The sequence below is a fragment of the Corticibacter populi genome (assembly GCF_004217315.1).
Lineage (GTDB): Bacteria > Pseudomonadota > Gammaproteobacteria > Burkholderiales > Burkholderiaceae_C > Lampropedia > Lampropedia populi.
On record NZ_SGWR01000002.1, the window covers coordinates 341,968 to 363,219 of the forward strand.

Here is a 21,252-nt window from a genome sequence, read left to right on the forward strand (position 1 = left end):
TGCCTTGCCAGGGACATTTTGCACAAGCGTCCATACCATGCGATAATCTGCTGTTTACTTGTCCCTTGCCGCATCGCCTTTGGCCCGCGGCCGGGCATGCGGGTGCCTTGCCAGGCGCCTGGTGCCGCCGGTGATGCTGCCGGGACAGGTTGAAAGACGACGTCAACGACGTACATGCCTGTCATGTCCGCCAGCAATTCCGCGCCAGGGCGCGGCTGGCCGGGCTGAAGGCACTTCTCCAGACAGACGACACAAAGGTAATTTGCCATGAAGCGCACCTATCAGCCCTCGAAGATCCGCCGTGCCCGCACCCACGGTTTCCTGGTCCGCATGAAGACCCGCGGCGGCCGCGCCGTGATCAATGCGCGCCGCGCCAAGGGCCGCAAGCGCCTGGCCGTCGCCTGAGACGCCGGCCGTGGCGGCACGCCATCGCGGGGCTAGCAACGAGAACCAGGCCGGATGCCCGGTGGCATGAAACTGCACCACCTTCCATCCCGCCCGCAGTTCCAGGCACTGCTGGCGCAGCCTGCGGTGGCCAGAACGGCGCATTTCGCACTCTATCGCATGCCTGTCCGCGCAAGCTCCGCCAGCGCAGCACCACCGCCCGGCGCTGCAGCGCTGCTGCCTGTGGGCGGTGGCGAGCCGCCGCCCGGTGACATCTGGATCGCGGCCATGCTGCCCAAGCGCTGGGCGCGCAAGGCGGTGACCCGCAACCTGATCCGGCGGCAGGTCTACGCCGTGGCGCTGTCGCGCCTGCAGCGTGGCGCCTTTGACGCGATGCCGCAGCCCATGGCGTACCTGGTGCGTCTGCGCAGCAGCTTTCACCCACCGGTCAAGGCCTCAGCGGCCAAGGGCCAGGCAGCGCCTGTCCAGGCCACGCGTGGCTATCCGGTCTTTTGCAGCGCTGCCTCGGCGGCGCTGCGCCAGCATGTGCGCCAGCAGCTCGAAAAGCTGTTCGACCGGGCGGCGGAACAAGCCACCAACACTGCGGTGGCCCGGACACCACCACCCCCCACGGGAGCCCAGCCATGATGCGCCGGGCCCTGGTGGGCCTCGTCAAGCTCTACCGGCTCACGCTCAGTCCCTGGCTGGGCAGTGCATGCCGCTTCGAGCCCACCTGCTCGCAGTACGCCATCCAGGCCTTGCAGGCCCATGGCGCAGCGCGCGGCAGCTGGCTCACGGTGTGCCGGCTGGCGCGCTGCCACCCCTGGTGCGCCGGCGGCCATGACCCGGTGCCCGGCGTGCAGGCCCATGCTGCAGCCGGACCATTCAGCCGCCTGCTCTCCCCTTCCAATCCGTCTTCCGAGAAGTCCTCATGAACGACATTCGCCGCTCAATCCTGTGGGTGATCTTCGCTTTCTCGCTGATCCTGCTGTGGGATCGCTGGCAGATCCACAACGGCAACCGGGCCCTGTTCTTCCCATCGCCCACGGCCAGCCAGACCGCCACGCCCACGGCGGCGGCGGATACCGGCACGGCGGACATCCCCGCCGCCAGTGCCCAGTTGGCAGCAAGCGGCGAGAGCGCCGGTGTGCCGGCCCAGGTCAGCACCGCCCCTGCCGCCGCGGCCCAGGACGTGGTGGTCAGCACCGATGTGTATCGCCTGACCTTCAGCACCGAGGGCGGGTCGCTCAATCGCGTCGAACTGCTGAACTACGAGAACGACGAGAAGAACGGCCACGTGGTGCTGCTCGATCAGACCCCGCAGCGTGCCTATGTGGCGCAGACCGGCCTGATCGGCGGCGACTTCCCGAACCACAAGACCATCATGACGCTGGCGGGCGGCCCCCTGGCTCTGGCCGATGGACAGGACAGCCTGAGCGTGCGCTTCGAGTCGCCGGTACAAGGCGGGGTGCAACTGGTCAAGACCTGGACGCTCAAGCGCGGGGAGTACGACATCCGGGTACAGCACGAGGTCATCAACCATGGCCAGGCCCCGGTGGCACCGCAGCTCTACCAGCAGCTGGTGCGCGATGGCGGCGCCATCGCGGGTGGCGTGATGTTCACGGGCACCTACACGGGGCCGGCCATCTACACCGACGAACAGAAATTCGAGAAGATCCAGTTCAAGGACATCGACAAGGGCAAGATCGACTTCCAGGCCCGAAGCGCCACCGGCTACGTGGCCATGGTGCAGCATTATTTCGCCTCGGCCTGGATCCTGCCCGAGGGCACCGAGCGCGAGAACTTCGTGCGCCGCCTGGCCAACAACCTGTATTCGGTGGGCGCCATCGCCACCTTCCCGGCCGTGGCACCGGGCCAGCAGCAGCAGTTGGCCTCCAGCCTCTACGCCGGCCCGCAGATCGAGAAGCAGCTCGAAGCCATCAGCCCGGGGCTGGAGCTGGTCAAGGACTACGGCATGGTCAAGGTGCTGGCCAAGCCGCTGTACTGGCTGCTCGACAAGCTGCATGACTTGATTGGCAACTGGGGCTGGTCCATCGTGGCGCTGGTGGTTCTGCTGAAGATCGCGTTCTACTGGCTCAATGCCAAGGCTTATTCCAGCATGGCCAAGATGAAGGCCATCAACCCGCGCATCATGCAGTTGCGCGAGCGCCACAAGGACAACCCGCAGCAGATGCAGCAGGAGATGATGCGCATCTACCGCGAGGAAAAGGTCAACCCGTTGGGCGGCTGCCTGCCGATCCTGATCCAGATGCCATTCTTCATCGCGCTTTACTGGGTGCTGCTCTCCAGCGTGGAAATGCGGCAGGCGCCGTGGATCGGCTGGATCCAGGACCTCTCGGTGCCCGATCCGTGGTTCATCCTGCCCCTGCTGATGATGCTCTCCTCGCTGCTGCAGGTGGCGCTGAATCCGGCCCCGCCCGATCCGCTGCAGGCCAAGATGATGTGGCTGATGCCGCTGGTCTTCAGCGTGATGTTCTTCTTCTTCCCGGCCGGCCTGGTGCTGTACTGGCTGACGAACAATATCCTGTCGATCGCGCAGCAGTGGCTCATCAACACCCGCATGGGCGTGCCGCCGCAGTTCAATCTGCCCAAGTTCAAGTAGGCGCGGCACCCCTGCCCTGCACCGGAAAGGCCAGCGTGATGCTGGCCTTTTCTTTTGGCTAGGGACACCGCCGCACCGTGACGGCGACGACAATGGAGATGCTCAGGGTCAGGGTCAGGGCGCCAGCATGTCCGTCAACGCAGCAATGTCTGCGGCAGCGGCCTCGCGCGCGGTCCGCTCGATGGCCCGGTAATGGCCGATCAAACGCTCGCCCACCGCTGTCAGCACCGCGCCACCGCCACGTGCACCACCGGTGACGGTGGTCACGGCAGGGGCGTGCAGCGCATGGTTGAGCTCTTCCAGCAACAGCCAGGCCCGCCGGTACGACATGTCCAGCTGGCGCGCCGCTCCCGAGATCGAGCCGGCCAAGGCGATGGCTTCCAGCAACGCCACCTTGCCCGGCCCAATGGCGACGGTGTCTTCCCGATACACCCTCAAACGGAATCTGACCTTGGATTGCATGCTGCTTTCACCCACACGGATACGATCAGCAGCCATCTTAGAACCTGTTGACGATTTTTTCGTGGTTCACCCAGGAGGAAAAAACGCAGTGGGCAAGACGCCCGGTGCGATTTTTCCTCCTGCCCTTGGGCTCGCCCGCGAAAAAATCGTCAACAGGTTCTTATGATGATCCCGTCCACCAGGCGCCCGGTATTCGGCGTTCGGCATCCGGAGCCGCGCCAGTCGCCTTCCACCCCTTCGTCCAGGAGCCTCCATGAAAATCAGTGCCCGCAACACCCTGCCCGGCAAGATCATCGCCATCACCCGCGGCCCCGTCAGCACCGAGGTGGTGCTCGAAATCGCGCCAGGCCTGAGCATTGTCTCGACCATCACCACCCACTCGGCCGATCAGCTCGGCCTGCGGGAGGGCGGCCAGGCCTACGGCATCATCAAGGCCTCCAGCGTGATGGTCGGCGTGGACGACTGAGGCGGGCAGGCTGAATCGGGCCGCTTCCGCACTCATTCGGCCGGCGCGCGTGCCATGCGCTCGGACCAGCTGCGCGGCAAGCGCTCGATCAGCTGCTGCGCACTGACGCGGTAGAGGGCCGCCAGCCGCTGCACGGTGGCAATCTCCTCCACCGCGCCGGGGCCGATCAACCGGCCCTCGTGCAGCAAGGCCAGGCGGTCGGCCACGGCCAGCGCGTGCTCGGGCTGGTGGGTCGACAGCAGCACCGCCATGCCACCGTCACGCAGCCGCCCGATCTGGTCGAGCACCCGCTGCTGGTTGCCGAAATCGAGGCTGGCGGTGGGCTCATCCATCACCAGCAGCGCCGGTTGCTGCGCCAGCGCCCGGGCAATCAGCACCAGCTGGCGCTCACCACCGCTGATTTCGTTGTGGTTGCGCCCCGCCAGCTGCTCGACGCCAAGCAGGGCCAGGCATTGCAGCGCCAGCGCGCGGTCGGCAGCCTGCGGCTGCGCCAACGGCGCCAGCCGCGCGGCACGCCCCATCAGCACCATATCGAGCACCGCGTAGCCGAAATGGCTGGTGGTGGCTTGAGGCACATAAGCGATGCGCTGCGCCAGCGCGCGTCGCGGCCAGTCCGCCACGGCCCGGCCATCGAGCAGCAACTGCCCGCCCAGCGGCGGCAGCAAACCCAGCAGCGTGCGGAACAGTGTCGTCTTGCCGCCGCCATTGGGGCCCAGCAATGCCACGATCTCACCGGGTCCGATGGTCAGCGAAAGCCCGTCCGCCACCACGCGCCGCCCATGGCCGATGCGCAGCCCGCGCGCCTGCAGTCGCAGCGCTTGGCCGGACGGCGCGGCAGCGCCGTTCATGCGCGCCACCTGCTACGCGCCAACAACCACAGAAAGCACGGCGCACCCACCAGCGCGGTGACCACGCCCAGCGGCAGCTCGATGCCGGCGGTGCTGCGCGCCAGCGTATCGGCCAGCACGACGAAGCCCGCCCCCAGCAGCAGCGCAACCGGCAACAGGCGCCCGAACTCCGGGCCCACCAGCAGGCGAGCGGCATGCGGCACCATCAGGCCCACCCAGCCGATGATGCCGGTGATCGAGACGGCCGCAGCCGTCATCAGCGTGGCCGCGATCACCAGCAGCAGCCGCAGGCGGAGCACATGCACGCCCAGCGCCTGGGCCTCGTCGTCGCTGAGGCTGAGCAGGTTCACCCGCCAACGCAGCAGCACCATCGGCACCAGGCCGACCAGCATGAGCGGGCCGGCGGCACGCAGGTCGGCCAGCGTCACGGCATGGAGCCCGCCAAGCAACCAGAAGGTGATGGCCGAAAGCTGCGTGTACGGATCGGCCAGGATCTTGAGCAGCGAAATGCCCGCGCCCAGCAACGTGCCGACGGCCATGCCGGCCAGCACCAACACCAGCACCTGATCATGGCGGCGCACCGCCATTGCCAGGACCAGCACCGCAGCCACGGCCAGCAGACCGCCACCAAACGCCAGCAGCTGCACCAGCACGATCGAGCCGCCGAGGAAGATGCCCAGCGCCGCGCCCAGGCCGGCACCGGCGGAGACGCCCAGGATGTCGGGCGAGACCAGCGGGTTGCGGAACATGCCCTGGTACGTCGCGCCAGCGGCCGCCAGGGCCGCCCCCACCAGCGCCCCGGTCAGCACCCGTGGCAGGCGCACTTCCCAGACGACAATGGCGACCGCTGCTTCGGACGCTGCCGCCCTGTCCGGCCAGACCAGCGCCTGCCACAGCTGGCCCAGCGTCAATGGGTATTTGCCGCTGGTCATCGCCAGGGCCATGCACCCCGCGCAGAATGCCAGCGCCACCAGCACGGCCGGAATGGTGCCCAGCAAGCCCGGGGGGAGCACTGCGGCACCGGGGGCGGCAGGCGATGCCCGAGGCGCCGCCTCCACGGTCACGGCAAAGCCCCCGAAGGCCAGACCGCATCATCTGGCGTGCCGTAGAACAACGCGCAGAAATGGCGGGCCTGCGCCTCGAATGCCACCGACCTGACTGGCCCCTCCGGCGCTGCGGCATCGGCGGCGACGCCGTCTGCCGCAAGGCCATCGAGCACCGCCGCGAGCCAGCGCAAGCCGATCAGACGGTTGATGCCGGGTGGCCCGTCGACCCAGCCGAATGGCAGATACGGAACCTGCAGCACCTGCCGGCTGCGCACGGCACGCAGGCTGCGCCATGCCGGCACCTGCAACAATTGCGCGGCCAGGCCTGGCTGCTGTGTCAGGATCAACTCCGGATCCCAGTTCAGCAGTTGCTCCAGCGAAACCTGACCCACATGGCCGAGATTGCCGCCACCACCGGAGTCGGCCACGTTGCGCATGCCCATCAGCTCCAGCAGCTCGGCGTTGATCGATCCTGCCCAACCGGTCTCCAGGCCGTCGACACCCCGGGCCAGGTAGGCGGCCACTGGACGGCGGCCGGCCTGGGCGCGGTAGTGCCGCGCCAGGGCCAGTGTCTCGTCGGCATAGCGGGCCAGTGCTTCGGCACGCCCAGGGACGCCCAGCCATTGCCCCAACTCGCGCAGCTGGCGGGGGCTTTGCGCCAGACGGCCATCGACCAGCACGTAGGGAATGCCGGTCTGCTGCGCCACGCGCGCGGCGGTGGAACGGTAGTGCTCATCGACCGTACCGGCATCGACAATCAGATCCGGCTGGAGCGCCAGCAGAGCCTCGATGGACAAGGTGCTGCCCCGCCCGGCCAGACGCCCAGTGACCGGCAGGCCTGCCAGGGTGGTGGACAGCATGCCGCGCGCCTCATCCGTCAACTTCTGCGGCCAGCCCAGCAAGGCCTGCGGGGCCAGTGCAGCCACCAGCACGGCCGCCGGAGGACCGGCGGCAAACACGCGGCCAGGCCGCGGCACCACGGCGGGACCGAACGGCGAGAGCAGCGACGGCGCCTGGGCCTGCGCACCATGGGCACAGCGCAGCACACCGGCGAACGGCGCCAGCAGGCCGGCCGCGAGCAGGCCGCGGCGGCGCATCAAAAGTGGCTTCATGGAACGCACCATTGCAACACCTGGGTCTGGCGCCCGGCCAGGCGATCCTGCCACCAGGCATCCAGCGCCTCGTCCGTGGCAGGCAGGACATTTGTCAGACCGCCGGTGAATGCCTGCCAATCGGACAGGAAGGCGTCCGCCGTCACCAGCGGCAGTCCGGCCTCGACCGCAACGGCCATCTCCTGGCGAAGGCCCGAACCTTGCGCCTCCAGCCTGCCGAAGCGGTTGGTCACGATCAGGTCGGGCCGCTCCGACAGCGCGCGGCGCAGCACGGCGCGGGCTGCCACCACGCCATTGGCGCTGAGGCAACAGGACAGCGAGCCCGGCCCCGGATCCTGGGAGATGACCCCGCGCTGACCCGGCGCCACATCAACCAGCTCCATGTCGCGCTGGCAGCCCGGCTGCGCAGACTGCGGCTGAGGAGCGCAAGCGGGGTCAGAAGCGGAAGCCGGCAGCGGGGACTCCTGTCGCAGCCCACGCACACGCCAGCCTTCCCCCGCCACCCGTGTGACGAAAACCTGCGGAATGGGCTCGGCCACGGTGTGGCCGATCGTGGCCCGGGGCAGCTTGGTGTTCATGTCAGTGTCCGGCTTGCACCGTCCGTGAGCGCCCGGCAGGCGCTTCAGAACGGCACGTTGATGTTGACGAAATAGTTGCGTCCGGCCATCGGATAGCCTTCACTGTAGGCGTAGAGCCGGTCGAACAGGTTGCGCACGCCGGCTTCGATCTGCATGCCGCTGCCCAGCGTATAGCCGGCCTTGAAGCCATAGACCGCAAAGCCATGCGCCACCTGCTGGCCGTTGGAGGACGAGTAGCGCTGCGAGGCGGCCTCGACGTTGCCGGTCAGCTTCCACGGTCCGTGGCTCCAGCCCACGCTGGCAAACAGCTTGTGCCGGGGCGTGTCGGTGGGCCGCACGTCGGGGGCACTGAGATTCTTGCGGCGCAGCCAGGTGTAGTTGCCCATCACCTCGATCGGTCCGACCTCGCCCTGCAGGCCCAGCTCCAGCCCGACATGGCGCGCCCTGGCGACGTTCTGCGGCTGCTCGCAGGCGCTGCTGGTGCAGTCGCCCTGCTGTGCGATGGTCACATTCTGGATGGAATCCCTCACATCGCTGCGGAACACGGCCGCATCCAGCAGCCAGCCGCCCGCCAGCGGGCCGGAATAGCCCAACTCGTAGTGCCGCGCACGCTCGGCCTTCAGGTCGGGATTGGGGATGACGGTGCCAAAGCGGGTCGAATAGCGCTCCATCATGGTGGCGAAGCGGCTGCGACTGGCAAAGCTCAGCCGCACCTGCCCGCCCGCGCCGACCTGCCGGAACAGGCCCAGCTGGTAGTTGACGGCACTGTCATCGCCGCCGGGTTCGTCGTACAGCGAAGGCGTGGAGGGCGAGCCGGCATTGGTGCCGTAATTGCGGGTCGACAGGCTCTTGCGCTGGTTGTAGGAGACGCCACCCACCAGCGTCAGCCCATCGGCCAGCGTGAGCGTGTCCTCGAAGGACAGCGCCTGGGTGCGGTCCTTGAAATGCGTCCATGGCGTGCCATCGTCACTGGAGCGGTGCACATCGTCCTTGAAGTGGTAGGCCACCCGCAGCAAGTTGCGGCTGCCGAGCGCGAAATCGCCCTCCAGCGACAGGCCGGTGCTGTCGTCGTCGTAGCGCGAGGGAAAGCCGGACGACACGCCGCCGACCACTCCATTGGCATAGTCATACCCGACCAGCGTGTTCTCGAACACATCGTGGTAGAGCCGCGTGCGAATCACATGCTCGCCCAGTTCCGTGCTGCTGCTGAAGTAGTAGCTGGTCTTGTCCCACTGCGGCCATTCCCACCAGCGGCGGCGGCTGCCCGAGCCCGAACCGGACAACGGCAGCTCCCCGGCATAGGTGGGCTGGCCCTTTTCGCCCTGCTGGCGCACGTAGCCGAACACGTATTCATCACCGGCATTGGGCGTGAGCGCCAGCTTGAGGCTGAGCTTGTCGTCCTTGTGGCGGCTGTTCTCACGCTGCCCCTCGCCCTGCTGGACGTTGGTGGGACGAAAGCCCGAAGGCAGCTCGAAACTTTCGGTCTTGAGGCGCGAGACACCGGCCTGGAACCACCAGCTCTCGTGCTTGCCACCCAGATTGGCGTGCACGCGGTGGTTGTCGAGGCCGCCATCGTCACTCAAGCCAATGCCGCCGCCCACCTCGCCCTCGAAGGCCCTGGTGGGTCGGCGCGTGATGAGGTTGATGGCGCCGCCTAGCGCATTGGGGCCGTAGATCAGCGAGGAAAAGCCCTTGGCCACCTCGATGCGCGAGAGGTCGTAGGTGGTGAAGTGGCCCAGGTCGATGCGCCCGTCGTACGGCACGTAAGTGGGAATGCCATCGATGTACACCGGCACCTGCAGGCGGTCGAAGCCGCGCACGTAGAACACCTGTTCGCCACGCGCCCCAGCGTAGGCGGAGTGCACGCCGGCGGCCAGATTCAGCGCCGTGCCCACCGTGTCCTGGTTCTGCTCGCGCAAGGCCTGCTGTGTCAGCACGCTGCTGCCGGCCAGTTCGGCCTGGTCTCCCGGCGCCGTGATGGTGATCTCCCCCAGCGTGAAGACGTCCGCCTGCGCCATGGCGCACGGCAAGGTGCCCAACTGCACCAGGCATGCACCCCAGCCTGCCCACTCCCACTGTTTCATCGTCCTATCCTTTACCTTCCTGCCTGAGTTGATGGCATCGTTGTATTCATTGATATATATCGATCCACGCGGCGGCATGCATGAATCATGCCTGCCTGACGCGTCAATCCATTCTGACGGTGCGGCCCTGCACCTGACCCAGCCGCACCACCTGGGCCTGCAGGGCCACGCGGTCCTCCTCGTCGTGCGAGACCATCAGCAGCGGGATGTCCAGCTCCTGCAGCAGGCTGGCGACTTCCTCGCGCATGCCCTGACGCAGATCCGGGTCGAGCGCGGAGAACGGTTCATCCAGCAGCAGGACCCGGGGCCTGAGGATGGCCAGCCGCGCCAGCGCAACGCGCTGCTGCTGCCCGCCCGAGAGCACATAAGGACGTTGGCGCGCCAGATCGGCGACGCGAAAACGCTCCAGCCAATACATGGCTTCGTCCTTTTGCACACGGCTCAGGAATCCCCAGGCACCACGTCGCAGACCAAAACCGACATTGCCCAGGGCCGTCAGGTGCGGCAGCAGGGCATAGTTCTGGAACAGAAAGCCCACCCGCCGCTGGCGCGAGGGCACGTTCAGACCGGTGGCACCATCGAACAGCCGCTCGCCACAAAGCTGCACATGCCCGGCATCGGGGCGCATCAGTCCGGCAATGGACTGCAGCACCAGCGTCTTGCCAATGCCCGAGGGGCCCATCAGCACCATGCGCGGGTGGCGCGCCTGCAGTTGCACGTCCAGCGCGAAGCTGCGCCCGGCCGACTGCAGGTGCTTGCGCACATCGATATCGCACCAGGAGGCGGTATCCGGCATGTTCATGATCCCCGTATCTCCTGGCGGCCCGGCGTCAGCCATGTGGCCAGCAGCAGCAAGGCCACGCACACCGCCGAAATCACCAGCGCCAGCACATGAGCCTGCCCGTCGCGGCCGGCCTGCACCGCCTCGTAGATGGCGATGGAGAGCGTCTGCGTCTTGCCGGGGATGCTGCCGGCGATCATCAGCGTGGCGCCGAACTCGCCCAGCGCCCGCACAAAACCCAGCATGATGCCGGCCATGATGCCGCGCCAGGCCAACGGCAGGCTCACGCGCAGCAGAATGCCCCATTCGCTGACACCCAGCACGCGGCCGGCCTGCTCCAACTGCGGCTCGATGGATTCGAACGCGGCGCGCGCCGGCTTGAAGACCAGCGGAAAGCTCACCACCGTGGCGGCCACGATGGCGCCGCCCAGGCTGAAGATCAGGCTCACGCCCAGCGAGTCCTTGAGCCAGCGCCCCAGGCTGCTCTGGCTGCCGAACAGCACCAGCAGGTAATAACCCAGCACGGTGGGCGGCAACACCATCGGCAGCGTGCAAACGGTGTCGAGCACATTGCGCAGCCAGCAGCGGCTCTTGGCCAGATACAGGCCCAGCGCCGTTCCCAGCACGCCGCTGACCAGCGTGGCCCAGAACGCCACCTTCAGCGAGAGCACCAGCGGCGTGACGATGCCGCCCCAGTCGGGCCAGTCACTCACCGGCGTCTCCTCGCAGAGCGTTGGCCTCCATCGCGGTCTCACTTGCGGCCGCGGTTGTGGCCCCTGTGGAGCCTGTCGACCCGCAGCGCACGGCTTGCCTCATGGCGCGCATCCCCCGTCTGCCTTGCCGATGGCGCGTGCCGCGATCAGCGTCCGGCCGGCGGCAGGAAGCCATAGCGCCCCAGCACCTGCTGCCCGGCGGGCGAGACTACCAGATCCACGAAGCGCTGCGCCGCCTGGAGCTGTGCCTCGGGCTGGCTGCCGCTCTTGAGTACGGCGATCGGATAGCTCACCGGCTGCTCGACCGGCACGGTGTAGGCGATCTTGACCTTGTCCTTCATCAGCGCCGCGTCAGTGCCATAGACGAAGCCGGCATCCACTTCACCGCGAGCCACGTAGTCGAGCGACTGGCGCACGTTCTGCGTGAAGATCAGCTTGGGCTGCAGGGCGTCCCAGCGGCCGGCGGCCTCCAGGGCGCCCTTGGTGTAGCGGCCCACGGGCACGCTGTCGGGGTTGCCAATGGCGATGCGCGCCACGGCATCGGTCTGCAGGCCATCGAGCCCGGTGATCGCCGCGCTGCTGCCCACCGGCTGGATCAGCACCAGACTGTTGAGCACGAAACTCTGGCGGCTGCCCGGCACCAGCAGGCCCTTTTGCTCGGCCTGGTCCATGGTCTTCTCATCGGCGCTGGCGAACACATCGACGGGGGCGCCCTTGTCGATCTGCTGCAGCAGCGCGCCCGAGGCGCCGAAGTTCAGCTGCACGCTGTCGCCGGGGTGCTGCGCCTCATATTGCTGGGCGATCTCCTTGAAGGCGTCGGAGAGGCTGGCGGCCGCAGAGACGGTGATCGTCTCGGCCGATGCGCCCTGCGCCAGCAATGCCAGCGAGAGCATGGAACATGCGGCCACCGGCCGCAACAGGGCTTGAAATCGTTTCTGCATGATGATCAACTCCTTTGAAGCGACGAAGTATATGGGCGGATATAGCGGTTTTCTGAAAAACAGCCCGGCCCCCCCTTCATCCGGGCTGTGGGGCACGGGCGCCGCAAGGGCCGGCGCGCGAAGCCTCCTCGTTTGGGAACCTGTTCGGACCGTCAGTTGACCGCGAAGAACACCATGAAGGCCAGCGCCAGGGCGCACAGCGTCCAGGACACATCCTTGAAGCGGCCCGAGGCCAGCTTGATGCCGACGTAGCTGATGATGCCCAGGCCGATACCGGCGGCGATCGAATAGGTCAGCGGCATCGCCAGCGCGCAGATCACGCCCGGCACGTATTCGGTGGTGTCGTCCCAGTTCATCTCGGTGAGGCCGCGCGCCATCACGCAGGCCACGTACAGCAGCGCAGCGGCGGTGGCGTACTGCGGAATCATGCTGGCCAGCGGCGAGAGAAACAGCGCCGCCAGAAAGCACAGCGCGACCACCACGCCCACCAGACCGGTGCGCCCGCCCACCGCGGTGCCCGCCGCGCTCTCGACATAGCTGCCGGTGTTGGAGGTGCCCAGCATGGCGCCGACCACGGTGGCTGAACTGTCGGCCAGCAGCGCCCGCTTCATGCCCGGCAGATTGCCCTGACTGTCGAGCAGGCCGGCACGGTGCGAGACGCCGATGAGCGTGCCAGCGGTATCGAACAGGTCCACGAACAGCATGGTGAACACCACGACCCAGAAGCTCAGCTCCACCGCGCGGGAGAGATCCAGCGCCAGCCAGGTCGGCGCCAGGCTGGGCGGCATCGAGACCAGGCCATGGAACTGCGTCAGCCCCAGCGGCAGCCCGATGATGGAAATGCCGATGATGCCGATCAGCGTGCCCCCCAGCACCCTGCGGTGGTTGAGCACGGTGATGGCGATGAAGGCCACGATCATCAGAACCACCGGGGTGGAACTCAGATCGCCCAGCGTGACCAGCGTGGCCGGATGCTGCACCACCAGACCGCCGCTTTGCAGCGCGATGATGCCCAGAAACAGGCCGATGCCGGCCGAGGTTGCCATCTTCAGTGGCCGTGGAAAGGCGTTGATGATGGCCTCGCGCACTTTGAGCAGGCTCAGCAGCACGAACAGCACGCCCGAGGCCAGCACGCAACCCAGCGCCTCCTGCCAGCTGTACTGGTAGGTCAGCACCACCGTGAAGGTGAAGAAGGCGTTGAGGCCCATGCCCGGCGCCAGCGCGATCGGATAGTTGGCCCACAGCGCCATGATGAGCGTGCTGATGGCCGCGGCCAGGCAGGTGGCGACGAACACCGCGCCACCGTCCATGCCGGCCTGCCCCAGGATCTGCGGATTCACGAAGATGATGTAGGCCATCGTCAGGAAGGTGGTGATCCCGGCAATGACTTCGGTGCGCACATTGGTGCCGCGCTCATGGAGATGGAAACGGCGCTCCAGCCAGCCATGCAGGCCGGTTTGTGGCGGCGCGGTGCCGGCCGGTGTGGAAGCGGGATTGGAGATTTCTGGCATCGTGGGACTTCCCTCGCAGCGGGGCGAAAGCGTGGACGGAATGGACGGAATGGGGAAGAAAGGACGCCTGGGGCGGCCCATGCCGCTTTGCGTCGGAGGCAACTTTAGGGAGAATGCCCGTTGCCGTCCATCAGAGATACTTCATCCATCCATTGCAGAATTTGCAACACACGCAATGCAGCCATTCACCCGCTTCGCCCATTACTTCCTGGAGATCGCCCGCCAAGGCAGCCTGCGCAAGGCCGCCGAGGTGCTGCACATCTCGGCCTCGGCCATCGACCGCCAGCTGCTGCTGGCCGAGCAGGAGCTGGGCGTGGCCCTGTTCGAACGCCTGCCCGCCGGCCTGCGGCTGACCGCCGCGGGCGAGTTGCTGCTGGCCGACCTGCGCCGCTGGTCCAAGGACTACGCGCGCACGCTGGAGCGTTTTGGCGAGCTGCAGGGCCTGCGGCGCGGGCACGTCACGCTGGGTCTGATCGATGCGCTCAGCAGCGGCCAGATTGCACAGGCCATGGCCGGGCTGTGCGCGGACTATCCGGGCCTGTCGTTCTCGCTGCGTTTTGCCGACAACCGCCATCTTGCACAGCTGGTGACCGACGCCGAAGTCGATGTCGCACTGATGCTTGGTCACCACGGCCCGGCCGGGCTGGAGGCGCATGCGCTGCGCAAGGTGCCGCTGGGCATGGCCATGCGGTCCGACCATCCGCTGGCACAGGCTCGCCAGCTGGCTCTGGGCAAGACCATGGGCTGGCGCCACATCGTCGCCGCCGCGCCGCTGATGATCCAGCCGCACGTGGCGGCACTGTATGCACGCTGCCCGGTGCCGGCCGGACAGACGCTGGACTGCAACGACGTGCGCATGATCCGCTCGCTGGTCGCCGCCGGCGTGGGCATTGCGGTGCTCAGCGAACTGGACGTCGCCAGCGATGTGGCGCGCGGCGAACTGGTCTTCGTGCCGCTGGCGCAGCACCAGCTCAAGCCGCTGCAACTGCTGCTGTGCACCGCGCCACAGCGCCAGCTCTCACGGGCCGCGCAAACCGTGATCACGCAACTGCGCCAGGCGCTGGAAGCGGCGCAACCGGCACCGTGACACGCCTCATCCGCGCGCCCGAAACCACTGGGAACAGATGAAGCGGCCATCTCCTGATGGCCGGACACCGGCCTACTCGCCCTCGTTGCGCGCCAAGGTCGCCCTGGCCACCGCATGGCTGTCCTCCAGCATGCGATAGCGCACGATCTGCCCTTGCCTGACGGTCAGTTCGAAGGCGAAAGCCGTCTCGATCACCCTGCCGGTGGCGCGCACCCGCGAGGCCAGCTCACCCAGCGCCACGGCGGTCTCGCCGTCGGCCAGCACGCGCTGCACCTCAAACCGCACCGGCTCGATGCGGGTCACCAGTTCACGGTAGAACGCGGCCACGCCATCGCGGCCACGGCGCGGGCCAATCCAGGGCACGGCAGCGAGATCGCCCGGAATATCCCAGTCGACCGCCTCGGCAAACAGTGCAAGAATCGCCGCCAGCGCTTGCGGATCATCCGGTGCCGCCCAGAAGGCCGCTACCCGCTCGAAATAGCGCGCAGCAACTTCGCGCGGCGTCGCCGCCGGCGCCTGGCCACGATACAGCGCGACGCGCCGCTGGTCGTCATTGGTGAAGTCGGGGTCGACATAAATGAAGGCCCTCTTGATCAACTCTCCCTCGAACTCGAAGACATTGCAGAAGCGCCCTTGCGAGATCTCGCCATCGGGCCAGGCCCGGCCGCTGGCAGTCACACCCCATTCGCGGCCCTCCACCGCAATGCGATCATCATCCACCGTGAAGACGAACCCCTCGATGTCATGGGACAGTTGCGCGGCCTCCTCGGCAATGCGCTGCGCGAAGCGCGCCAGCGTCGCCTTGCCATGCGCCACGCCGAACTTGGGGAAGAAAAATGCAACATCCTCGGTGAACAGGTCGAGCAGCGAAGCATCCTTCGCGTCGACCTTGCGGAAGTAGTCGCGAATCGCCTGGATACGGGATGCGGACAGGTCAGACATGGGAGCGCTCCATTTATGTAAATATAATTACATTATTTGGACGTACTCCAGATGGCGTCAAGAATTTTATAGTTATTACTACAGAAAGGATTCCGCATGACCCGCGGACGCCCCCGCAGCTTCGACCGCCAGACCGCGCTCCGGCAGGCCATGGAAGTCTTCTGGGCCAAAGGCTACGAAGCCACCCAACTGGCCGATTTGACGGCGGCCATCGGCATCAACCCGCCCAGCTTCTATGCGGCATTCGGCTCGAAGGAAGCGCTGTACCGCGAAGCCATCGATTTGTATCTCTCCACGGTGGGTGCGGGCAGCATGCAGGCATTGGCCCAGGATGGGCCTGTCCGCGATGCCATCGAGGCCATGCTGCTGGCCAGCCTGGACATCGCGCTGGCCAGCCCTTCTGCAGGCGGCTGCATGGTCAGCCTCGGGATGGTCAACTGCCAAGTGCAGAACATCCCCTTGCGCGCGCATCTGCGCGAGTTGCGGCACGCCACCATGCTGCGGATAAGCGAGCGGCTGCAGCAAGCCGTCGCGGCAGGTGAGCTGGCCGACGACGCGGATGTCACGCGTCTGGCGCAATACTTCGCCACCGTCATGCAAGGCCTTTCGCTGCAGGCGCAGGATGGTGCCGGACGGGACACGCTGCGCGGCATCGTGGCAACCGCCATGACGGTGCTGGATGGCTGAAACGCGCCAGACCGCCAACGGGCTCTCCACTCCGCAGGCGATATGTACCAAAAGTAAATTACTATTGGTACATATAAACTCCTGCTGGAGATCAGCATGCACGCACTCATCGTCCTCGCCCATCCCGCCCCTCACTCTCTCACCCACGCCATGGCCGCGGAAGTTGCCAACGGCATCGCCGCATGTGGTGCTTCGCATTCGAGCGAGATCGCCGACCTGGCCGCCGAAGGCTTCGATCCGCGCTTCACCCGGGCCGATCTGGCCGTGCATCTCCATCAGGCCGGGCCGCCCGCAGACGTCGCCGCCGAACATGCCCGGCTCGAACGCGCCGATGCGCTGGTGCTGGTCTACCCGATCTATTGGTGGTCCTTGCCGGCGCTGCTCAAGGGCTGGATCGACCGGGTGTTCACGCAGGGCTGGGCCTATGAGGACGATGCCGGCGGCAAGCTGGTGAAGAAGCTGCAGCGCCTGCAGGTTCACCTGATCGCCAGCGGCGGCGCGGACCAGCGCACCATGGCCCGGCATGGCTACTTCGGCGCGATGAAGACGCAGATCGACCATGGCATATTCGGCTATTGCGGCGCACGCGTGGCAACATCCGAGCTGCTGCTGGCATCCGATGCCGGCTTCCCCGGCGCACACCTCGATGCGGCCCGGGCCATCGGGCGCCGCATCTTTGCGCCACAGTCGTAACCCGTCCCGGAGACATTCACCCATGACATCCGCCCCCGCCCGTCCAGCGACCCGGCAGCGCCTGCCCCGCGAACAGCGCGCACGCCAGCTGCTGGACGCCGCCTGGGCACTGGTCCGCGATGAGGGCTCGGACGCCCTGACACTCGGGCGCCTCGCCGAAGCGGCAGGCGTCACCAAACCGGTGGTCTACGACCACTTCGGCACCCGCAACGGGCTCCTGCTGGCGCTCTACCAGGACTTCGATCGGCGCCAGACCGCGATCATCGACGCGGCCATCGCTGCAGCCCGCCCCACGCTGGAAGCCAAGGCGCAGGTGATCGCCTGCCGCTACGTCGCATGCGTGCTGACGCAGGGGCGCGAGATTCCCGGCGTGCTGGCCGCGCTCGGCGGCTCGCCGGAACTGGCGGCCGTCAAGCGCCAGTACCAGCGTGCTTTCATCGAAAAGTGCCAGGTGATCCTCGCGCCATTCAGCGGCCCCCAGGGCATTGCGCCGGCAAGCCTGTGGGCCATGCTGGGCGCTGCCGATGCACTCTCGGACACCGCCATCGCCGGTGACATCACCGAAGAGCAGGCCCGGGATGAACTGGCGCAGACCATCCTCGCCATGGTCGGGCGCAGCCATTGAGGCGATGGCCGGTCCGCTTCGCCGGATGACTTGGCGGCACTGCCCTCGGAACCTGTTCAAAATCTTTTCGTGGGCCACCCAGGAGGTCAAAGAGGCCGTGGGCAGGGCGGGCAACGTGGCCCGCGAAAAGATCGTGTACGGGTTTTCAGCGCGACTGCAGCAGCTGCGCGGCAATCGCCACGGCGATGACTTCGGGCTCCTTGCCCTCGATGCCGGCCACGCCCACCGGACAGGTCATGCGCGCGATCTGCGCGTCATCGACACCGCGCGCGCGCAGGCGCTGCGTGAAGCTCAGGCGCTTGGTCTGCGAGCCGATCAGGCCGAAGAAGCGGAAGTCGCCACGTGCCAGGATGCGCCGGCTCAATTCGAAGTCCAGTGCGTGATCGTGCGTCAGCACCACGAAGGCGGCGCCTGGCGGCGCCGCGCCGACCTCGTCTTCGGGCGTATCGGTACAGCAGACCTGGATGTGGGGCGCCACCTGCGCCGGAAACGCCTCGATACGGCTGTCCACCCAGCTCACGCGCATGGGCAGACCGGCGAGTATCCGCACCAGCGCACGGCCGACATGACCGGCGCCAAACAGCCACACCGGCATGGGAGGCTGTGGTGCGCAATCCAGCAGCGTCCAGCCGGTCCCGGACTGCGGACCGAACAACAGCGCCGGATCGGCCGGTCCTTCTCCGCTGGCAACCTGCAGGGATGCGAGGGCCTGCTGCAGGGCTGCGGGAAGACCGTGCAGCGCCGCAGTGTCATCGAGCGCCAGCACGCGCACCGGCATCGGCTCGCGCATTGCGTCCTGCCCTGCCATCCCGGCGCCCTGCACCACCCTGCACCAGCGCACGCCGCAGCGCTGCCACTGCAGCGCCTGCTGCAGCCAGGCCAAATCGGGCGGTCCCAGCCGCTCGAACAGCAATCGCACCGCACCGCCACAGCACTGCCCGAGGCTCGCGCCCAGCGCAAAGCGCTGCAGTTGGGGTGTTGGAGGAAGGGATGACAAGGCCTCGGTAGCCGTACCGGCCTGTGCCAGCATCCGGCGTGCCTGCTGGATGGCCTGGTATTCCAGATGACCGCCGCCGATGCTGCCCGACAGCCCGCCTGCGCCCACCAGCAGGTGCGCCCCCGCCTCGCGCGGCGCCGAGCCGGTGGTGGCCGCCACCGTCACGAGCACTGCCGCCTGGCCTTGCTGTGCCAGCGCGAGCGCCGACTCAAGCCAGTCGTTCATAGTGCAACGTGACGCCGGGCGCCTCGGTCACCCCGGCGCGCACGGCATCGACGGCATCGAGAATGGCCTCGGGGGTGGCCGGCGCGCGCAGCGGCGGCTGCACGCGGTGCCCGCCCACGCTGGAGACGGCATCGCGCAGCGCCATCAGCACCGAGAACGGCAGCAGCAGCGGCGGCTCGCCGGTGGCCTTGGAGCGCAGCACGGTCTCCTGCGGGTTGGGCCGCTGGAACAGCCGCGTGCGGAACTCGGCCGGGCAGTCGTGAATGGCCGGGATCTTGTAGGTGGAGGGCGCATGCGTGGTCAGGCGCCCTTCGCGGTTCCAGACCAATTCTTCGCTGGTGAGCCAGCCCATGCCCTGGATGAAGCCGCCTTCGACCTGGCCGATGTCGATGGCCGGGTTGATGGAGTTGCCCGCGTCGTAGAGCAGATCGGTGCGCAGCAGCCGCCATTCGCCCGTGAGGGTGTCGACCAGCACCTCGGAGACGCCGGCCGCATAGGCGTAGTAGTAGAACGGGTTGCCGGTGAGGGTCCTGGCATCCCAGTGCAGGCCCGGCGTGGCGTAGAAGCCGTCGGACCAGAGCTGCACGCGCGCCAGATAGGCCTGGGCCACCACGTCGGCAAACGGCAGGCTGCACGCTCCCTGCGCGCCGTGCAGCGCCACGGCGCCATCGGCAAAGCGCACGCGCGCGGCATCCTCGGCGGCACCGCCCAGCAGCGGCGCTGCAAAGGCGGCCAGGCGCGCGCGGATCTGCCGCGCCGCGTCCTCGGCGGCCTTGCCGTTGAGGTCCGAGCCGGTCGAGGCCGCCGTGGCCGAGGTGTTGGCGACCTTGCTGGTGTCGGCCGCGCTGGCGCGCACCTGCGCCAGCGGCACGCCCAGCGTGTGCGCCACCACCTGCGCGACCTTGGTGTTGAGGCCCTGGCCCATTTCCGTGCCACCGTGGCTGACGAGCACGGAACCGTCCGTGTACACGTGCACCAGCGCGCCGGCCTGGTTGAAGTGCGGCACATTGAAGGAGATGCCGAATTTCACCGGCGTGAGCGCCAGCCCTTTCTTGAGCACCGGGCTGCCGGCGTTGAAGCGGGCGATGGCCGCGCGCCGCGCGTGGTAGTCGCTGGTGGCGACCAGTTCATCGACCATCTCGCCGATGATGTTGTCCCGCACCACCTGCAGGTAGGGCGTGACATTGCGCTCGGTGGTGCCGTAGAAGTTGATGCGGCGCACCGCCAGCGCGTCCATGCCCAGCTGGCGGGCAATGCTGTCGATGATGTATTCCATCATGATGGCGCCCTGTGGCCCGCCAAAGCCGCGAAACGCCGTGTTCGACTGCGTGTGGGTGCGGCAGCCGAAGGCGCGGATGTCGGCATCGCCAAGGTAGTAGGCGTTGTCGAAGTGGCACACGGCGCGGGTGATGACCGGTGGCGTCAGATCGGTGGAGAATCCCGCGCGCGCGGCCATCTCCACCTTCGCGGCGAGGATACGGCCGGTGTCGTCGAAGCCCACCGCGTAGTCGTAGACGAAGTCGTGGCGCTTGCCGGTGATCATCATGTCGTCGTCGCGGTCGGGCCGCAGCTTGACGGGCCGGCCAAAGCGGCGCGCCGCCAGCGCCGCGATGCAGGCGAAGATGCCCGACTGCGATTCCTTGCCCCCAAAGCCGCCGCCCATGCGGCGGATCTCCACCACCACCTGGTTGCTCGCCAGCTGCAGGCAATGCGCCACCAGGTGCTGCATTTCGGTGGGGTGCTGGGTGGAGCACCACAGCTGCATGCAACCGTCTTCGCGGGGCACGGCGTAGCTGATCTGTCCTTCCAGGTAGAACTGCTCCTGCCCGCCCACCGACCAGGTGCCGCGCAGCACGTGCGGCGCGCTGGCGAGCTTCTCCTCGGGGCTGCCACGCACCAGCACCAGCGGCGGCACCACCAGCTCGCCGGCGGCCTTGGCGGCGCGGATGTCCAGCACGGCCGGCAGCTCCTCGTATTCCACCCTGGCCTTGCGCGCGGCGCGCCGCGCCGCTTCCTGGCTGGTGGCCACCACCGCGAACATGGGCTGGCCGACGAACTTCACCACACCATCGGCCAGGATCGGGTCGTCGTGCAGGATCGGCCCGCAATCGTTGCTGCCGGGGATGTCGCCGGCCTGCAGCACGCCCACCACGCCGGGCATGGCCTGCACTTCGGTGAAGTCGATGGCCAGGATGCGCGCATGCGCCTTGGCCGACATGCCGATGGCCGCGTGCAGCGTGCCGGCCAGCTCGGGCATGTCGTCCACGTAGGTGGCGCTGCCACTGACGTGCAGGTGCGCCGATTCGTGCGCCTCGCTGCGGCTGTAGAGCACCCGCGGCTTGGTTGCCGCGTCGGGCATGCCGGCGCTTTCCGGGCTGATCTCGGGGGGCGCGGGAAGAAGGGCTTCCTGGGGTTGGTTCATGGCGTGCCTCTTGTACCTCTTGGGC

22 protein-coding genes are annotated in these 21,252 nt (G+C 67.6%); 9 read left to right on the top strand and 13 right to left on the bottom strand.

Features of this window, described 5'->3' with window-relative positions; translation table 11 throughout:
• The first annotated feature begins 267 nt into the window (after positions 1–267).
• The 4 genes from rpmH to yidC all read left to right on the top strand — a co-directional run bounded on the left by rpmH (position 268) and on the right by yidC (position 3,007).
• The gene (gene rpmH, locus EV687_RS07775; protein ID WP_122230968.1) at positions 268–405 is read left to right on the top strand and encodes a 50S ribosomal protein L34; all 138 of its coding nucleotides are present in this window, start codon (positions 268–270) and stop codon (positions 403–405) included.
• Positions 406–471: 66 nt separating this feature from the next.
• Positions 472–1,032: a ribonuclease P protein component gene (locus tag EV687_RS07780; protein ID WP_242612537.1), complete on the top strand. Its 561-nt coding sequence runs from the start codon at positions 472–474 to the stop codon at positions 1,030–1,032.
• Entirely contained in the window at positions 1,029–1,319 is a 291-nt protein-coding gene (yidD, locus tag EV687_RS07785) for a membrane protein insertion efficiency factor YidD (RefSeq protein ID WP_122230970.1), read from the top strand. Before EV687_RS07780 ends, yidD begins: the two co-directional genes overlap by 4 nt.
• Positions 1,316–3,007 (top strand): membrane protein insertase YidC, encoded by a 1,692-nt coding sequence (gene yidC / locus EV687_RS07790; protein ID WP_122230972.1) that lies wholly within the window; start codon positions 1,316–1,318, stop codon positions 3,005–3,007. Before yidD ends, yidC begins: the two co-directional genes overlap by 4 nt.
• 114 nt (positions 3,008–3,121) lie before the next feature.
• On the opposite strand, the gene EV687_RS07795 is transcribed toward yidC, so the two are convergent.
• The gene (locus EV687_RS07795; RefSeq protein ID WP_122230974.1) at positions 3,122–3,469 is read right to left on the bottom strand and encodes a winged helix-turn-helix domain-containing protein; all 348 of its coding nucleotides are present in this window, start codon (positions 3,467–3,469) and stop codon (positions 3,122–3,124) included.
• Between the two features lie 253 nt (positions 3,470–3,722).
• On the opposite strand from EV687_RS07795, the gene EV687_RS07800 reads away from it, so the two are divergent.
• Complete coding sequence (locus EV687_RS07800; RefSeq protein WP_122230976.1) at positions 3,723–3,935, top strand: TOBE domain-containing protein; 213 nt, start codon at positions 3,723–3,725, stop codon at positions 3,933–3,935.
• A 32-nt stretch (positions 3,936–3,967) separates the two neighbouring features.
• On the opposite strand, the gene EV687_RS07805 is transcribed toward EV687_RS07800, so the two are convergent.
• The 9 genes from EV687_RS07805 to EV687_RS07845 form a co-directional block, all read right to left on the bottom strand.
• A complete protein-coding gene (locus tag EV687_RS07805) occupies positions 3,968–4,783 on the bottom strand; it encodes an ABC transporter ATP-binding protein (RefSeq protein WP_122230978.1) in 816 nt (271 codons plus the stop codon).
• Entirely contained in the window at positions 4,780–5,727 is a 948-nt protein-coding gene (locus EV687_RS07810) for a FecCD family ABC transporter permease (protein ID WP_122231228.1), read from the bottom strand. Before EV687_RS07810 ends, EV687_RS07805 begins: the two co-directional genes overlap by 4 nt.
• 116 nt (positions 5,728–5,843) lie before the next feature.
• The gene (locus EV687_RS07815; protein WP_242612538.1) at positions 5,844–6,941 is read right to left on the bottom strand and encodes an ABC transporter substrate-binding protein; all 1,098 of its coding nucleotides are present in this window, start codon (positions 6,939–6,941) and stop codon (positions 5,844–5,846) included.
• Positions 6,938–7,519, bottom strand: a complete 582-nt coding sequence (locus EV687_RS07820) for a DUF2478 domain-containing protein (protein WP_122230982.1) — start codon at positions 7,517–7,519, stop codon at positions 6,938–6,940. The genes EV687_RS07815 and EV687_RS07820 overlap by 4 nt, the downstream gene beginning before the upstream one ends.
• Positions 7,520–7,563: 44 nt before the next feature.
• Positions 7,564–9,603, bottom strand: coding sequence for a TonB-dependent receptor plug domain-containing protein (locus EV687_RS07825; RefSeq protein WP_122230984.1), 2,040 nt, complete (start codon positions 9,601–9,603; stop codon positions 7,564–7,566).
• Between the two features lie 103 nt (positions 9,604–9,706).
• A complete protein-coding gene (locus EV687_RS07830) occupies positions 9,707–10,405 on the bottom strand; it encodes an ABC transporter ATP-binding protein (RefSeq protein WP_242612539.1) in 699 nt (232 codons plus the stop codon).
• Positions 10,402–11,097 (bottom strand): molybdate ABC transporter permease subunit, encoded by a 696-nt coding sequence (gene modB / locus EV687_RS07835; protein WP_242612540.1) that lies wholly within the window; start codon positions 11,095–11,097, stop codon positions 10,402–10,404. Before modB ends, EV687_RS07830 begins: the two co-directional genes overlap by 4 nt.
• A gap of 146 nt (positions 11,098–11,243) precedes the next feature.
• The gene (gene modA, locus EV687_RS07840; RefSeq protein ID WP_122231231.1) at positions 11,244–12,038 is read right to left on the bottom strand and encodes a molybdate ABC transporter substrate-binding protein; all 795 of its coding nucleotides are present in this window, start codon (positions 12,036–12,038) and stop codon (positions 11,244–11,246) included.
• A 152-nt stretch (positions 12,039–12,190) separates the two neighbouring features.
• On the bottom strand, positions 12,191–13,549 hold the full coding sequence (locus EV687_RS07845) for an NCS2 family permease (RefSeq protein WP_122230987.1): 1,359 nt from the start codon (positions 13,547–13,549) through the stop codon (positions 12,191–12,193).
• 175 nt (positions 13,550–13,724) lie between these two features.
• On the opposite strand from EV687_RS07845, the gene EV687_RS07850 reads away from it, so the two are divergent.
• Positions 13,725–14,636 (top strand): LysR family transcriptional regulator, encoded by a 912-nt coding sequence (locus tag EV687_RS07850; RefSeq protein WP_122230989.1) that lies wholly within the window; start codon positions 13,725–13,727, stop codon positions 14,634–14,636.
• A 72-nt stretch (positions 14,637–14,708) separates the two neighbouring features.
• On the opposite strand, the gene EV687_RS07855 is transcribed toward EV687_RS07850, so the two are convergent.
• A complete protein-coding gene (locus tag EV687_RS07855; RefSeq protein ID WP_122230991.1) occupies positions 14,709–15,578 on the bottom strand; it encodes a nuclear transport factor 2 family protein in 870 nt (289 codons plus the stop codon).
• 96 nt (positions 15,579–15,674) lie between these two features.
• Between EV687_RS07855 and EV687_RS07860 the strand changes: the two genes are divergently transcribed.
• The 3 genes from EV687_RS07860 to EV687_RS07870 all read left to right on the top strand — a co-directional run bounded on the left by EV687_RS07860 (position 15,675) and on the right by EV687_RS07870 (position 17,583).
• On the top strand, positions 15,675–16,265 hold the full coding sequence (locus EV687_RS07860; protein ID WP_207226411.1) for a TetR/AcrR family transcriptional regulator: 591 nt from the start codon (positions 15,675–15,677) through the stop codon (positions 16,263–16,265).
• 96 nt (positions 16,266–16,361) lie between these two features.
• Complete coding sequence (locus tag EV687_RS07865) at positions 16,362–16,958, top strand: NAD(P)H-dependent oxidoreductase (protein ID WP_122230993.1); 597 nt, start codon at positions 16,362–16,364, stop codon at positions 16,956–16,958.
• A gap of 22 nt (positions 16,959–16,980) precedes the next feature.
• Complete coding sequence (locus EV687_RS07870; protein ID WP_122230995.1) at positions 16,981–17,583, top strand: TetR/AcrR family transcriptional regulator; 603 nt, start codon at positions 16,981–16,983, stop codon at positions 17,581–17,583.
• Positions 17,584–17,728: 145 nt separating this feature from the next.
• Here EV687_RS07870 and xdhC read toward each other — a convergent pair whose 3' ends face one another.
• Entirely contained in the window at positions 17,729–18,805 is a 1,077-nt protein-coding gene (gene xdhC / locus EV687_RS07875) for a xanthine dehydrogenase accessory protein XdhC (RefSeq protein WP_122230997.1), read from the bottom strand.
• Complete coding sequence (xdhB, locus tag EV687_RS07880; RefSeq protein WP_122230999.1) at positions 18,789–21,227, bottom strand: xanthine dehydrogenase molybdopterin binding subunit; 2,439 nt, start codon at positions 21,225–21,227, stop codon at positions 18,789–18,791. Before xdhB ends, xdhC begins: the two co-directional genes overlap by 17 nt.
• Between the last annotated feature and the right edge of the window lie 25 nt (positions 21,228–21,252).